The following is a 15643-nucleotide window of genomic DNA, read 5'->3' as shown; positions in this document are numbered from 1 at the left end:
AATTGTCTGCAAATTGGATAATTGATGTTTCTGTCCGTCCGAAATAATTTATCTACCGAGAGTCGACATATTACCTGTAAGTTCAATAGATGCTAACAAAATCATGCATTGCTCACCAATTTGTGGTAATGGGGAACGTTCATTAAAACTAAATTCTTTTATCTATTCAAGTAATTACTTGCTTCTTGTCCGTAGAGTTTTTTGCCGTTTTGGTACACTGAGATGAATGCATCGGTAATTCCTAATCCAATTACTTCATCACGTAATTGTTTCGCAAATTTAGCATCGGTAAAATTACCAACCGTGTAAATATATAATCCGTTTACAAACTTAGCATCTACCGGCCAGGTTTTGATGTTTAAGAATTTAGAAGCCACTTCATTTGGCACCTGATTACGGTAAGCGCCTATTTGTACCTTAAAGCTTACACCTTCATCGCCAACTTTCACACCATTTTCAGGTGTTGGAGCAGGAGCAGAGGTAACATTGTTTTTAAACGGCGCAACCGTTGGTGTAGGTTCTTCAGTGCCCGCAGTTGCTTTAGGAGGTAAACCGCCTGTATTTTCACTTGGGAATACAATCGGATTCTCAGCTTCCATCTTTAAATTCTGATTTTCCGATTTTATTTTTTGTCCTTCTGTGAACGGAACACGTTTACCATTATAATAAGCAGAAACAAACGCGTCTTTAATACCTAAGTCAACCACTTTGCGTTTATCACTCACTACTTTTACATCGTCGTTATAGATACCGGCTGTATAACGGTATAATCCGCTAGGCAATTTTTCAGTATAAATTGGTTCCAGTTTCCATAATTGAGAGCGGGTGATTTCACGCGAGTAAACACCAATCTGAACGGTAAATAAGAGACCGTTTGATTTTTCTAATTCTTTCGTTACTACTACAAATTCATTTTTAGGCACAGCAGGCGCGATGTTCTTGGCAATGTTGGCGTTGTTAGGAATACCTGCACTGGTATTGTTGGTAGCAATAACTTCTTTACCCTCTTTCTGTAAAATATTAATCGCCTCATTAACCGTAATACGCTGACCGTTATAGAACACAACTACAAATGCATCGTTGTAGCCCATTTTACGTAAATCATTTTTAACGCCGGTTGCTTCTTCAAACTTCTCAAAATTACCCACGGTATAACGTAAGAAACCGTTAGGCGTTGTTTGCGCATTAACAGGCGTTAAACCTTTGAATGTATTATTAGGAATAGGTGATTTAAACGCACCAACCTGTACGCGGAAGACAAGTCCATCCGGGATTTTTTGATCCACAGGAATTGGATTAGAAGCGCTGTAAACATTACCGGTTTTAATTTCTAAACCTTTTACATTTAAAGTAACCTGATTCGTTCCGGCGCTTGTTGTTTCTTTTGAAGTATTAGTAGTTGCAACAGGTTCAGACGTTTCTTTTACAGGTTTCTCTTTTACTGTCTTCACCAGCTTTTCTTTCATCGGTTTAGTGGTTGCCACCGGCTCAGAAGTTTCGGTTACAGGTTTTTCTTTTACAGGTTTAGTAGTTGTTTTGGTTGGTTTCGTGTTTTTAGCAATAAGGTCTTTCTCGTACGCTTTGTTTAAAGCAACCACAGCTTCCTGACTCTTTTTAGCCGCCTGGCTTAAGTAATCCTTCTTTAATTTAGCATCCGATGTTTGGTTAGCTTTATCGTTCAATTGTTTGCTAGATGTAATTAAATTTTCAGCATCCGCTTTATTCTGTTTTTGTTTTTCATTTAATACAACAGGCAATTGCTCGTTAAGCGTTTCATACTCCATCACATTAGCACGGTTCAGATTTTCAAGTTCGGTATTTTGTTTTTGCAACACGGCGTCTTTCTTCATCTTTAACTCCGGACTGATATTATCTTCCGCGTTGGTATTGATTACCAATGGAGCAGGAGAGTAAGTTAAATCGTATTTACGTAATGAACGGATGATTTCAGCTTGTTTATTTAGAACTTCCGCTTCTTTTTCTTCCGCGTTACTGTAAGCACCTAATTTAGCCGAAGAATTGGTTATGCTGTTGGCTTCATCTCTTAAATTACTTGCTTGCTTTTTGGAATTATTAATTTGTGTAAGGGCATCTTGTATTTCCGCTAATTCAGGCGCTTCTGCGGTTTTTGCTTTTTCTATGTAATTAGCAATGGCCGCGTCGTTGTATTTCAATTGCGCCTCGTTCAATTGTTTTTGTAAGTCGGCGCTATTTGTTTTTGTAATAAACGATTTGTTTTCAAGTTCTGTGATTTCTTTCACCAACTGATCTTTCTCTTCACCTGTTTTCTCAGCAGCTTCTTTACGTTTATCAGAAGCTTGTTTGTCGTAAGTATCCGCTTCGTTATTTAATTTATCAATGTTCGCTTTGGTTGCTTCGATACCCATCTGACTTCCCGGTGTTTTCTTAATCTCATCTTCGATAGCACCGTATTCGTTACCTAAAGCAATAAGGTTAGTGATGGCATTGGTTTTCACAGAAGAGGCTTCACTGTTTTTATGTGCCACAGGATTCTGATCGATAAAGCCAATCGTTGATTTAACCGATTCATCCTTCACCACTTTATATTCAGGATTGATGGTTGGTGTATTTGCGGCAACAGAAGTAGTTGTTTTAGGTGTAGAAGTTTTTGTAGGCGTTACGGTTGCAACCGGTTCCTTGGTTTCTTTTACAGCCGGTTCTTTTGTTTCCTTCACCACAGGTTCTTTCGTTTCTTTAACAGGTGTTTTTGTTTCGTTTACGGCAACTGTACCGCTGGTAACAGGTTCTTTTGTTTCCTTCACAGGTGTTTTAGTTTCAGTAACTGCTACTGTATTTGTTGTTACAGGTTCTTTAGTTTCGGTAACAGGCGTTTTCGTTTCAGTAACCGCTACTGTATTCGTCGTTACAGGTTCTTTGGTTTCCGTTACAGCAACAGTATTGGTGGTAACAGGCTCTTTAGTTTCAGTAACAGGTTCTTTTGTTTCTGTAATTGGTTTTTCATTGGAAGCAATCGCACCGCTTTGTAATTGTTCATTCGCTTTAGTTAAGAGCGCCAAGGCTTCAACTTCTTTTTTATTTGCTTCTAATAATAAGTTCTGTTTTGCTTCGCTGTTGTTTTCGGTTAAAGCTTTGCTGATTAATCCCACCGCTTGTGTATTGGCTACCTCGGCTTGTTTCTTTAAACTAACGGCTTCCGCATTGCTATTGTTTTTAATGGCAGGGTTTTGCGATAACTTGGTGTTTTGCGCTTTAAATTCGTTTTGATTGGCTTTACTTAAGGTCATATACGCATCCAGTTTTTCTTTGTTCAACTGGTTGTATTTCTGATTAACCTGACTTAACACGCCTGCATTCGGGTTTTCATTAAATTCAGCTTTTTTAAGTTCGTAACCCGGATTTGATTTTAATAATATTTTGATGGCTTCTTGTTGTTTTGCTAAAGCTTCCGCTTCTTTTTCTTCTGCATTACTGATGGTACCTAACTTAGCGGCATCACTGCCGAGTCCGTTAGCCTCGTCGCGCATCGCAATAGCCTGTTTCAAATAATTGTTAGCCTCCGTATTTAATTTATTGGCTTCATTTAAATTGGCGGTGTTTTCAGGTGTGTTTTTGTTTAAATAAGTAGCCTGATTAACTAGCTCAGTAATATTTTGGTTATTTAAATCGAAGTTAAACTTGTTTTGTTTTTTAGTTAAGTCCGCCGCTTCTAAATATTTTTTATTCGCATCTGTATCCAATTGTTTAGCCTCAGCTAATAACTTTTCTTTTTCATCGCCGGATTTAGTGTTAGCAGTCGCGCGCGTTTCTTTAGCTTTTGACGATAGAGCATCACCTTGCGCTAATAATGCCTCCTTATTTCCACCCGCACTAGTTGCTGTATTCGTTTTAATGGATTCTTCCGCTTTGCTAATGGCCTTATCTAATTCAGCTTTGGTTGTTTCGGTTGATTTTAATTTAGTTTCTGCTTCTTTCTTTAAGTTAATCGCATTCGCATCTTTATAATCATTATACGCAAAGGCCGGATTGTTAGAAGTATTTACATTGGCTTTAAGCGCCGTTAATTTATTTAAATCGTCTTTACCATCAAAGGCAATGGTGTTGGCTGTTGATGCCGATGTTGTATTCGACGTAATGGCCGTTGTTTTATCGGATGTAGCAGTTGGCGAATTGGTAATCGCCACCGCCGGTTCTTGTCCGTTTATTTTATTCGTATTAGCCGCTATCTGCTTTACGTTAGCATCTTTTTGTTTTTGATAAGCTGCAATTTCATTTTTAAGTGCTGTTTTTTCAGCTTCTGTTTTGGCAGACTTTAATTTATTATTGTCGGCAACGATTAAAGAAGTTAACTCTTTATTATAATCGGATAAAATAATATTTGAGCTTTGAAGATTTTCCTTGCTTTCGTTTCCGGCAATCGGATTGAGTTTCTCGTTATACTTCGCCGCTACACTTTCAGGTGTAACTTTGGCCGTAACCGGAGTTGAAGAAGTGGTGGTAGTTGTTGCAGACGGAAGAATAGGAGTAGCCACCGCGGTTTTGGAATCGGTTGTTTTGATTTGATTCGCTAAGTAAAGTTCTGTTTCATTTGTTTTAGCGGCAGTTTTTAAATCTTCTACTTTCTTTTCATTAGCAGCTAATTCAGTGTTTTTCTTTTCTAAATCAACTTTTAATTCATTAACTTGAGCCGTTAAACTTTTCTTAAGAGATTTATCTTTCGTGTTTTTAATTTCGGTTTCATTCAGATTAATCTCTTTATTGATATCAATAATTTCATTTTTAATTTCATTGGATTTAGCTTCCGCTTTGGCTATCTCCGTTTGTTTTTGCTCGGCGTTTGATTTTATTTTCTCATAAACGGCATCCGATTCTTTTTTAGGTTCTCCAATAGCTGATACTTGTTGCTGTAATTCATTCAGTTTGTTGGCCGCTTCTTTATTGTTCTTGTTTTTTGCAACGCTTTCCAGTTGCATGGCGTATTGATTGTTTAAATCAGCTTCGTTTTTCTTGGCAAGGGCATCCTTCTCTAAACTTTTCGCTAATTCGTTTAGCGTTTCAGCCACCTTTGCGGCCGATTCTGCATCCGATTTAATCTTCTCAGCTTCTTTTACTGCTTCTTCCTTTTTAATAGGATCTGTTACAGAAATGGCATAAGTAGCCGCTTCATCCGCTTGAGTTTTTAATTTATCCGCTTCTATTTTCTTTTGTTCAGCTAATTCTTTCGCATCACTTGCATCCTGGTTAATCTTGTTAGCTTCGGTATAAGCTTCTTGTGCATCTTCTTTAGCAATGTTTACTAATTGGTCGTTACTGTAAGTCGGTTTTACAGCCGTGGTAGAATTTGTATTGGCTGCGTTAACTTTTACATCCTCATTCGGTTTTTTTGTATCTGTAACCGGTGGCGTTACAGTCGGGTTCGTTGTGGTAACGGCTTTAGGATCTTTTTCGTTAGTAGCTAACGGTTGACTTACAGTGGCAGCTTTGACGTCGTTTTCATTAACCTCAAGTTTCGCTTTCTTTTCAATTAACTCTAAGTATTGTAAATAGCTGTTGTCATCCGGTGGTGAATCGAAGTAATTGATAATCTTCAACACTTTATTATCGTAAGAAATAGATTGCTTAAATGGCGCAAATGAAGTGGCCATTGGAAGAATTACTTTATCGGATTGTACAGGCAATCCCGGAGTTTCTACAGTGTATAATAATTTACCGCCGTTTGGAACTTCCATCGAATAATCGCCATTATCTTTTGCCTGAAACACGCCAACTACTTTACCGGTTTCCATATCCTTTACGGTAATTTTAGAAAGTAAACTTTGACGCGCATCTTCTTTTAAAACGGTTCCCTTAATAAAGGCAACAGTCATAGGAACGCGTTCTGTTTTTACTTTTAATACATCAATTTTACCCGGTGGACTTTGACGACCGGTGGAGAAGTAAGCGTATTTTTCGGATGAATCGGTAACGAATAAATAATCATCATCCGGTGAGTTTATTGGGAATTCTAAATTAACAGGAGAAGACCAGGTTCCTGTTGCATCATCATAAGTAGATTTGAAAACATCATATCCACCCATGCTGTTAAAGCCTTTTGAACTGAAGTATAAAGTACGACCATCAGGATGGAGGAAAGGATAATCCTCATCAAACTCAGTATTAATGGTTGGAAGTTTAACTGGTTTTGAGAATTTATCGGGAGAAACTTTCACGGCGTAATAAATGTCTCTTCCTGTACTGCCATCTTCACCAAAACTGGAGAAATAAATTTTATCACCTGATTTCGGAATGTAAACAACTGATTTCTCTTTTTTCTTTTTATCGTAAGAAGTGCGGAATTGATCCGGTTTTACTAGGAGCTTTCCGCCGATGGTACTTAAGTCGTAACTTCTGAAATAATCGGTTTCATTCAGTTGTTTTTTATTCATCACCACCAATTCGGAAAGGGATGCTAACAAACGTTTACCATTAACGCAGGAAGTAATCTCTTTATCGACCTGAAGTTTCTTTTGTTGTGAGGGGCTGCCCACTTTTTTATACTCTTTGTAAAAATAAATTGCCTCATCAAACAGGTAATTGATGTGGAAAGCCTTTGCATAATAAAACTTAGCGTCTTTTGGGGCATCTGAAGGGTGAGTGGCTGCAAATTTTAAGTATGAAAAACATTTTTTCTTATCTGCTTCCGAATACAACATACAAACTCCTAATTTGTAATTCAACTCCGGATCTTTTGGGTAAAGCGCCACTAATTGCGCGTAAAGATTGTAGGCTTTTGTAAAGTCATCATCATCAAAAAGTTTGTCGGCCTCTTTTCTTAATTCCTGTTCGTTTTTAAATTGCTGCGCATTTAAGTTACTGGATAGCAGTAAATTAATAAGAATAAATCCAATAAAGAAAACCCGGGTTTTGGAAAACATACCGTTTATACGGACAAATGAATTGATATGATACAGAATTTTAGTCAAAATTAGCATTTAAGCTATATATAAGATGCTATTTACCAATTTTTTTCACAATTTTTTTTTGGCGAAAAAATTAGTTTTTATCGGTGCTTTGTTAATTGTTAAAAGTCCAATAATCCAAAACTTTTTGATTAACTTTGCAACCTAACCAATAAAAAAAACCAAAATGATTAAAAAATTACTTTCTGGAGTTGCAGTTTTCGCTGCAGCATTCTCTTTCGCTCAAAGCGGTAAACAAGTTGTTGATATCGGTGTTCGCGAGACATTAAGTTCTAACACAGGTTATGCAAAAACCAGCGCAATGCCATTACAGTGTGATACACTTTACAACTTTAACGCATTTGCTCCAACTACAACTGTGACTATTTACACTATTCCAGGTTCAGCTTGTTCACCTTCATCTACAATCCCTGGTTACGGTGGATTCGTAGCAGGTAACAACTGTTATGGTGATGCTGCAAAAGCTACTTATTACGCAGGTTCAGCTTATAGCGCATTAACTTCTCCGTCTGTTACAGGATGTTTCGTAGTAATGTACAAAAACCCAACTACTGGTCGCGGTACTAAAGGTGCTCCAACTAATACTATGGGAATTAATATTTATAATGGTTCAATGGCCGGTGGTCCATCACCAACTACTGCTATCGGTGGTACTTCAGCTACAATGGGTCAGGTATTAACTGCATTTACTTCAACCAGCTCTATTGGTGTTGTTCCATTTGCATTTACAACTCCTGTTGCTATTTCAGGTTCAGGTTTCTTCGCTTCAGTTGAATTACCAACTATATTAGGAGATACTGCTGTAATTTACCAAATGTTCCAGGCTCCAACTACAAGTGGTTGGGAAAAAGATGCTACCGGTGCTTGGTTTGATATGAAAACTAACTGGGGTGGAACTATCAACTTCGAATTAGGTATTTGGCCTATTTTAGGTTGTTCTTCAATCACAGGTTTAACTGAGAATGAATTAGCAAACTTCTTCCAAGTTGTTCCAAATCCATCTAATGGTATCTTCACTTTAGTATCTACTTTGTCTAACTTAACTTATGATGTGAATGTAACAAACTCATTAGGTCAGGTTATCATTAGCAAAAAAGGTATTAATGGTGCAGCTGTTAATGAACTTAATTTAACTGAGTACAACAGTGGTGTTTATTTCGTTAATGTAACTTCTGGTAACAACACTATCACCAAGAAATTAATCTTAAACAAATAATTAATTTCTTAAATTAATTTAAAAAGCCCCGGTTTTCCGGGGCTTTTTTGTTTTGAATACTTTAAAAGCTTTTTTGCTAAGTATCAAATACCTATTTTTGCAAAGCATTGAAAAAAATCACCAAATACCTTTTCGTTTTTAGTATCATTATCCTTTTTGCTTCATGCGAAGCCTGGCGCTTTAGCCGTTTAACAAAAAGTTCAGATTACGAGAAAAAACTGGCAAAGGCAGCCGAATATTATAAAAAGGAAAATTACGTGAAAGCTATTCAGCTTTACGACGAATTAATTCCTATTTATAAGGGTAGCGAAAAGGCTGAAGAGGTATATTATTATTACACTTATTGTAATTATTACCAAGGTGATTACGCTCTTTCGCAGTACCACTTTAAGAATTTTGTGCGTCAATTTCCTTCCAGTAAACATGCCGAAGAGTGTTATTTCATGAACGCGTATTGCTATTATTTAAATTCACCATACTACACCCTCGATCAAACGGATACAAAAAACGCGATAAAGGAATTCCAAACGTTTGTGGATAATTTTCCCGAAAGCAGCCGTATTGACACTTGCAATGTTTTAATCGATAAATTACGCCAAAAGCTTGAAAATAAGGATTATGACATTATGAAACAGTATTTTAAGCTGAGTGATTACAAGGCTACGATTACCGCCAGTAAGAATTTTATAAAGGAGTTTCCTGACTCAAAACATGTGGAAGAGAGCTATTATTTGATGATTGACTCTTACTATTTGCTGGCCATTAACAGTATTCCTTCAAAAAAACTCGAAAGATTGGATGGAGCTATTGATAATTACTTAAAATTCGTAGATTTGTATCCCCAAAGTAAATTTTTGGAAAAAGTAGAAGCTGTTTATACAAGCAGCAAACAAGTAAAAGAGAATTTAATTAAAGCGCAATAAAATGGATTTTAAAAAGACTAATGCCGAATTAACTACTGTAACTCGTGATATCCGCAAATTTGATGGAGTTACCGGAAATATTTATGAAGCGGTGGCTATCATGAGCAAACGTGCTAACCAAATCAGCTCTGAAATGAAGGAAGAGTTATCGGCAAAATTACAGGAATTTTCAAGTCATTCTGATAATTTAGAAGAGATTTTTGAAAACCGTGAGCAAATCGAAATTTCAAAATTCTACGAAAAGCTTCCTAAACCAAGCTTAATTTCTGTTCAAGAATTTTTAGAAGACAAAATCTATTACCGTAACCCAAACAAAAGTGAATAAGATTTTATCTTAATTATATTAAAGGCAGTCGGCTTTACGCTTACTGCCTTTTGTTTTTATGGTGCTTCAGAATAAAAATATTGTTTTAGGTATTAGCGGAGGAATTGCTGCTTATAAATGCGCTCATCTGGTTCGACTTTTTGTGAAAGCCGGTGCTCAGGTTAAGGTGGTGATGACGCCAAGCGCTAAAGAATTTGTTACGCCCGGAACTCTTTCTGTTCTCAGTAAAAATGAAGTACTGATTGATTTTTTTGATATCCGTTCTAATTGGAATAACCATGTACAATTAGCCGAATGGGCCGATTTGATTTTAATAGCTCCGGCCACGGCAAACACCATGGCAAAAATGGCTCAAGGAATTTGCGATAATTTGCTTTGCGCGGTGTATTTATCGGCCCGTTCTAAGGTTTATATTGCACCCGCCATGGATTTGGATATGTATCAGCATCCAAGTACTAAATCAAATTTGGAGACTTTAAAAAACAATGGAAATATCATTATTCCTGCCGAGAGCGGTGAGTTAGCCAGTGGTTTAAGCGGCGAGGGTAGAATGGCTGAGCCTGAGAATATTATTAAGTTTATTGAAAGTGATTTATTAAGTACTATGCCTTTGGCAGGTAAACAGTTTTTGGTGAATGCAGGGCCTACTTATGAAGCTATCGATCCGGTAAGATTTATCGGTAACCGAAGTTCAGGTAAAACCGGAATTGCAATTGCTGACGAACTGGCTGCGCAAGGTGCTGCGGTTACTTTGGTATTAGGACCTTCGGCTTATTCGCCAAAAAACAAAAATGTTAATCTCAAGCGCGTAGAGTCGGCGCAAGAAATGTATGAGGCTTGCACAAAAGTTTATGACCAATGTGATGTGGCTATTTTAACGGCCGCTGTGGCGGATTATAAACCTTCTGCTGCGAGTGATATAAAAATTAAAAAGAAGGATAATGAAATGAGCTTAGAGCTCACAAAAACAAATGATATCCTTGCCGAATTAGGCCGTAAAAAGAAAAAACAGATATTGGTGGGTTTTGCGCTTGAAACGAATGATACTTTGGATTATGCCCGCAAAAAGCTGGAAGTAAAAAACCTGGATATGGTTGTAGCTAATACCACTTCTGAAAAAAATCCGGCTTTTGGTGCCGACTTTAACACCGTTACTATCATTGATAAACACAATAATTTGGTTAATTTTGAGTTTAAAAGTAAACAAGAAATAGCCGTTGATGTCATTAACCACATTAAAGCTCATTTTCTAACTATTAAATAATGTTCAAAAGGATTTTTATAGCACTCTTTTTTGTTTTTGCGGGATTACAGATTTCGGCGCAAGAATTAAATTGTCAGGTAAGTATTGTTTCGCAACAAGTGCAAGGTACCGTTGAAAAGCAAGTGTTCGAACAAATGCAAAAAATCGTTTTTGAGTTCATGAATAATACCAAATGGACTAAAGATTTATACACCCAACAAGAACGTATAGATTGCTCCATTTTAATTAACGTAACACAGAAGTTAAGTACGGATGAATATCTGGGAACCATACAGATACAAAGTCGCAGACCGGTTTACAAAAGCTCATATTATTCCCCGCTTTTCAATTATATTGATGAAAATTTTCAATTCAGATTTCAGCAGTTTACGCAGCTTGAATTTAACTTAAACACTTTCCAAAACAACTTAACTTCCGTTCTTGCATTTTATGCTTATGTAGTAATCGCCATGGATTACGACAGTTATTCGCCATTAGGCGGAACTCAATATTGGCAAATGGCGCAAACCATCGTTAACAATGCTCAAACCACTTCCGAAAAAGGTTGGAAATCATCTGAAGGAACAAAAAACCGCTATTGGTTAATCGAGAATCAATTGCAACCCGTATTTCAGGGCATCCGCGATTGTAACTACAAATATCACCGCGAAGGATTGGACATTATGAGTGATAAGGTAGATCAAGGTCGTGCTAACATTTTAAGTTCCCTTGATTTATTGATTCCGGTTTACAACAATCGTCCTGCTTCCTTTAACATGCAAATTTTCTTTAATGCCAAGGGCGATGAATTGGTGAATGTATTTTCTAAAGGCTTGCCTGAAGAAAAATCAAAAGCCGTAGAAAAGCTTATGTTGGTCGACCCGGCTAACACCACGAAGTATTTGAAGATCTCAAATAACTAATTTTCCTTTTCACAATACGCTGTGCATAAAAGCAAGCCGGCTTCCCCCTAAAGCACCCGTCGATTTGCAATATTTGTAATATGCGTAAATCCCTATTACTTATAGCAGCAAGCGCGCTATTGGCTTTCTCTTGCGGCGACGAAAAAAAAGAAACATCTACCAAAACGGTATTTAACTATAATGAAATGGCAGGAATCACCTCATTAGATCCTGCCGCTTCGAGTAATCTCGAAAATATTTGGGCCGTTAATCAATTATTTAATGGTTTGGTTCAAACGGATGATAAGTTAAATGTTATTCCGTGTATTGCCCAAAAATTTTCAGTGAGTAATGATGGATTAAAGTACACGTTTTATTTACGCAGCGACGTATACTTTCACGATAACCCTGCTTTCGAAAACGGAAAGGGCCGTAAGGTAACGGCAAAAGATTTTGTGTTCTCATACAACCGCTTGTTTGATGCAAAAGTGAGCAGCGCTTTATCACTTTTAAATAATATCGACCGAAGCGAAAAAACAAATTACAGTGGTTTTGCCGCTATCAATGATTCTGTTTTTGAGATTTATCTAAAAGAACCATTCAGTGCGTTCTTGAATATTTTAACCATGAAATATTTTTCAGTGGTACCTCATGAAGCTGTTGATTTATACAAACAGGATTTTAGAAGAAATCCCGTAGGCACCGGTCCCTTTGTTCTTAAAATGTGGGAAGAAGGAACGAAACTTAACATGATTAAAAATCCGAATTATTTTGAGACTGATGAGAAAGGAAATAAGTTACCTTATTTAGATGCTGTATCTGTTTCGTTTGTAAAAGACCGTGAAACTGCCTTTATGGAATTATTAAACGGAAAGTTTGATATGTTAAGTGGCGCTGATGCCTTTAATATTAACGAGGTGTTAGATAAAAGCGGAGAACTTCGCGATGTTTACGCTAAGAAGTTTATACTTCAAAAACAAACCTTCCTTAAAACCGATTATGTTGGTATTTTAATAGATGAGAACATCGACATTGTAAAAAACTCTCCTTTACGATTAAAAAAGGTACGCCAAGCAATTAATTATGGTTTCGACCGCCAAAAATTAATTACTTATTTAAGAAATAATGTGGGTGTTGCGGCTACTGCCGGATTTATTCCGAAAGGATTAAAGGCATACGATACCACTAAAATTAAGGGCTACGTTTTCAATCAGGATAAGGCACGTCAGTTACTGACTGAAGCCGGTTTCCCGGGTGGAAAGGGCTTGCCTGAAATTACTTTACATACTACAGATAATTACAAAGAGCAAGTTGAGTTTATTCAATCGCAATTAGCTGAAATCAATGTGAAAATGAAAATCAGTGTTGATAAGCCTTCTGTTTTACGTCAGGCGGTTGCTTCATGCGAATATAACATGTATAAAAAATCATGGGTGGCAGATTATGCCGATGAAGAAAACTACATGAGCATGTTCTACAGCAAAAATTTCTGTCCGGCAGGCTTTAATTTTTCACATTACAAAAATCCTGATTTTGATATCTTATTTGAAAACGCCATTCATGAGACAAATGATAGTATAAAAACGGTATTGTATCAAAAAATGGATCAAATGGTTATGGACGACGCTCCGGTTATTCCATTATACTACGACCAAATTATCCGCTTGGTTAGCCACAACATAGAAGGCTTATCTACCAATCCAATGAACCTTTTAAACCTTAAAACGGTTACTAAAAAGCAACACTAATTATTTAGTGTTTTGATTTTACGTTTTATTTTCTAAATTGCATCTAATATGATTGCGACTGACATATCCGTTTCCAAGCAGGAGGTAGAAAATGAATTTTATCGTTCCACCGAACGTTTTCAGGTAATTACCTGTTGGGTAGGGGTTGTGCTGAATTTGGTATGGTTCATCAGCGATTATTTTATCATTCCTGATTATTGGATTCCGTTTTTATTATTCAGAGCATCTGTATCCGGAATTACAGCACTTATACTGCTTTCCAAAAAATTCCATAAGCTTAACATATACATGACGCTTTTCGTTTTGGTGTTGGGTATCTCCATACAAAACGCATATATGTGGAGCGTAATGGATTTGGAACATTTACAGAAGCACGCTTTTGCCTACATGGTGTTGTTTATTGGTGTGGGTATGTTGGTGTACTGGGATTTTATTTATTCTATCATTCTACTCATCATCACTGTTATTTGCAACATTGCTTTTTACGCCGCAAACAGTAATTTAAGTGTTGATCAGTTTGTTATCAGCGGAGGTTTATTGGTGCTTACTGTAGCTCTGTTTAGCGCCTTTCTGATTCGTACACGTTATCGTTTAACCTTAAATGAAATCAGGAGTCGACTTGAATTGGCCAAATCAAAGGAAGTGATAGAGGAGGAGAGAAACACCGTAGTAGAGCAAAAGAAGGAAATTACAGATAGCATTAATTACGCGAAAAGAATTCAACGCGCTTTCATTCCTACCGAAATTGATTTTAATAAACACTTCGCCGATAGTTTCGTTTTGTTTCAACCGAAGGATATTGTAAGCGGTGATTTTTATTGGGTAAGGAAAAAGGATGATTTTATTTACTATGCAACCGGAGATTGTACCGGACATGGTGTGCCCGGCGGATTTATGACGATGTTGGGCTTGTCTTTTTTGGAAGAAATCATTGATACCAGAAAATCAATAGATCCGGCAGAAATATTAAACCTTTTGCGAGATAAAATCATTAATACACTAAAGCAGGGAGCCAGTACAGAGGAGAATAAAGACGGTATGGATATTGTTTTGTGTGGTATAAATACTAAAACAAACGAATTGCAGTATGCAGCGGCCAATAATTCATTTTATGTAGTGCGTAACAATGAAATTATGGATATGAAAGCCGACAAGCAACCTTGCGGATTTTTTCATGACCCAAAACCATTTACAACGCAAAAATTTCAATTAGAAAAGGGTGATATTGTTTATACGTTCACGGATGGTTACGCCGATCAGTTTGGAGGACCAAAAGGAAAGAAGTTTCGTTATAAGCAATTTGAAGAGATTATTCTGACTAATCACACAAAAAAATTTCAACTACAAAAAGACACTTTAATGAAAGCGTTTTATGATTGGAAAGGGAATATGGAGCAAACTGATGATGTGTTGGTAATTGGCGTTAAGATTAATTGATTTTATAGCATAAACCGAATAAGAACGAATCGGTTTTGTAACCTAAAGTTCCTTCCGCAAATAAGCCTATATCCTTATAAAAGTAGTACTTAATCGTAGCAGTGATTCCTGCCATTGGCAACCATTGTTTATCGCGATAATTTACCGGTAAACCTGCCTGTTCTTTCTCAATAAAATGATAATGGCGGTAACGAGCTCCAAAGATAACTCCGCTGCATACATCTAATTTTTCGCGAATAAAGTAGGTTAAGTGATGTGTAAACCTAGCCCCAAAAGCAAAATCACTCCAGCTTTTTTCCCATTGATTGTTTTTATCATCGGTGTAAATTCGTTTGGCCGACCAAGTAGAAAAGTACGGACCAATGCCAAGTCGTGAATTACTTACCTCTCTTATTCGGCTAAAACAATAATCTAAACCTATTGCAATAATGGGTGTTTTGTAATAATCGGTTGTTTGCGAGTTCGTGATATTTTGATCGAGATGACGAATGGCAGCAGATGAACCAAGATAGATAACTTTGGTGCCAAGGTCGTATGATTGACCTTTGATTTTAAAATTTATAAGTATGAATAATGCTATGAAAGAACACCACTTCATTAAACAGCCTTCAAATAATTTCGTATTTCATTGGCGTAAGCCTCATTCATTTGTCCGATTGGTATAGAATATATTGTAATATTGTGACTGCCTGCTATACCAAAAAGCATTTCCTCAATTTCTTTATACAGTAAAGCTTTAGTTATGAAACTTACTTTTGGAGTTTTTATTTCGCGTATCTCGGAACCATGGAGATAGAAATTCACTTCATGATCCAATTGCACACTCTTACTGAACCTGTGTTCCAGCACTTGTTGAATGATGGTATCTAGAACCTTTTCGTCTTTTGTAATTACATTTAATAAAATCATAT

Annotated in this window: 10 protein-coding genes; 7 read left to right on the top strand and 3 right to left on the bottom strand. The window is 36.8% G+C overall.

All coding sequences use genetic code 11. The features are described 5' to 3' along the window. Positions 1-158: 158 nt before the first annotated feature. Positions 159-6893 (bottom strand): PD40 domain-containing protein, encoded by a 6735-nt coding sequence (locus J0L69_09185; GenBank protein ID MBN8693360.1) that lies wholly within the window; start codon positions 6891-6893, stop codon positions 159-161. Positions 6894-7104: 211 nt separating this feature from the next. On the opposite strand from J0L69_09185, the gene J0L69_09180 reads away from it, so the two are divergent. The 7 genes from J0L69_09180 (at position 7105) to J0L69_09150 (ending at position 14732) form a co-directional block, all read left to right on the top strand. Next, positions 7105-8154 carry a T9SS type A sorting domain-containing protein gene (locus J0L69_09180; protein MBN8693359.1) on the top strand — a complete coding sequence of 350 codons (1050 nt, stop codon included), beginning with the start codon at positions 7105-7107 and terminating at the stop codon, positions 8152-8154. Between the two features lie 107 nt (positions 8155-8261). Next, on the top strand, positions 8262-9077 hold the full coding sequence (gene bamD, locus J0L69_09175; GenBank protein ID MBN8693358.1) for an outer membrane protein assembly factor BamD: 816 nt from the start codon (positions 8262-8264) through the stop codon (positions 9075-9077). Position 9078: 1 nt separating this feature from the next. Next, positions 9079-9402: a DNA-directed RNA polymerase subunit omega gene (locus tag J0L69_09170; protein ID MBN8693357.1), complete on the top strand. Its 324-nt coding sequence runs from the start codon at positions 9079-9081 to the stop codon at positions 9400-9402. A 58-nt stretch (positions 9403-9460) separates the two neighbouring features. Continuing rightward, complete coding sequence (coaBC, locus tag J0L69_09165) at positions 9461-10666, top strand: bifunctional phosphopantothenoylcysteine decarboxylase/phosphopantothenate--cysteine ligase CoaBC (GenBank protein MBN8693356.1); 1206 nt, start codon at positions 9461-9463, stop codon at positions 10664-10666. Continuing rightward, positions 10666-11568, top strand: a complete 903-nt coding sequence (locus tag J0L69_09160) for a DUF4835 family protein (GenBank protein ID MBN8693355.1) — start codon at positions 10666-10668, stop codon at positions 11566-11568. The genes coaBC and J0L69_09160 overlap by 1 nt, the downstream gene beginning before the upstream one ends. Positions 11569-11648: 80 nt before the next feature. Next, positions 11649-13295, top strand: coding sequence for an ABC transporter substrate-binding protein (locus tag J0L69_09155; protein MBN8693354.1), 1647 nt, complete (start codon positions 11649-11651; stop codon positions 13293-13295). A gap of 48 nt (positions 13296-13343) precedes the next feature. Further along, a complete protein-coding gene (locus J0L69_09150; protein ID MBN8693353.1) occupies positions 13344-14732 on the top strand; it encodes a SpoIIE family protein phosphatase in 1389 nt (462 codons plus the stop codon). Here the strand turns inward: J0L69_09150 and J0L69_09145 are convergent. Further along, positions 14725-15330 (bottom strand): hypothetical protein, encoded by a 606-nt coding sequence (locus J0L69_09145; protein MBN8693352.1) that lies wholly within the window; start codon positions 15328-15330, stop codon positions 14725-14727. The genes J0L69_09150 and J0L69_09145 overlap by 8 nt on opposite strands. Further along, positions 15330-15641 (bottom strand): hypothetical protein, encoded by a 312-nt coding sequence (locus tag J0L69_09140; GenBank protein ID MBN8693351.1) that lies wholly within the window; start codon positions 15639-15641, stop codon positions 15330-15332. Before J0L69_09140 ends, J0L69_09145 begins: the two co-directional genes overlap by 1 nt. Positions 15642-15643 lie beyond the last annotated feature (2 nt).

This window comes from Bacteroidota bacterium (assembly GCA_017303905.1).
Classification (GTDB): Bacteria; Bacteroidota; Bacteroidia; order B-17B0; family Aurantibacillaceae; genus JAHEYG01.
Note: the sequence above shows the minus strand (reverse complement) of the source record. Positions and strands in the feature narration are given on the sequence as shown.

Coding starts and splice junctions, on each gene's coding strand:
- J0L69_09160 (MBN8693355.1), top strand. CDS start 10,666: ATGTTCAAAAGGATTTTTATAGCACTCTTTTTTGTTTTTGCGGGATTA.
- J0L69_09155 (MBN8693354.1), top strand. CDS start 11,649: ATGCGTAAATCCCTATTACTTATAGCAGCAAGCGCGCTATTGGCTTTC.
- J0L69_09145 (MBN8693352.1), bottom strand. CDS start 15,330: ATGAAGTGGTGTTCTTTCATAGCATTATTCATACTTATAAATTTTAAA.
- J0L69_09150 (MBN8693353.1), top strand. CDS start 13,344: ATGATTGCGACTGACATATCCGTTTCCAAGCAGGAGGTAGAAAATGAA.
- J0L69_09185 (MBN8693360.1), bottom strand. CDS start 6,893: ATGTTTTCCAAAACCCGGGTTTTCTTTATTGGATTTATTCTTATTAAT.
- J0L69_09180 (MBN8693359.1), top strand. CDS start 7,105: ATGATTAAAAAATTACTTTCTGGAGTTGCAGTTTTCGCTGCAGCATTC.
- J0L69_09140 (MBN8693351.1), bottom strand. CDS start 15,641: ATGATTTTATTAAATGTAATTACAAAAGACGAAAAGGTTCTAGATACC.
- J0L69_09170 (MBN8693357.1), top strand. CDS start 9,079: ATGGATTTTAAAAAGACTAATGCCGAATTAACTACTGTAACTCGTGAT.
- coaBC (MBN8693356.1), top strand. CDS start 9,461: ATGGTGCTTCAGAATAAAAATATTGTTTTAGGTATTAGCGGAGGAATT.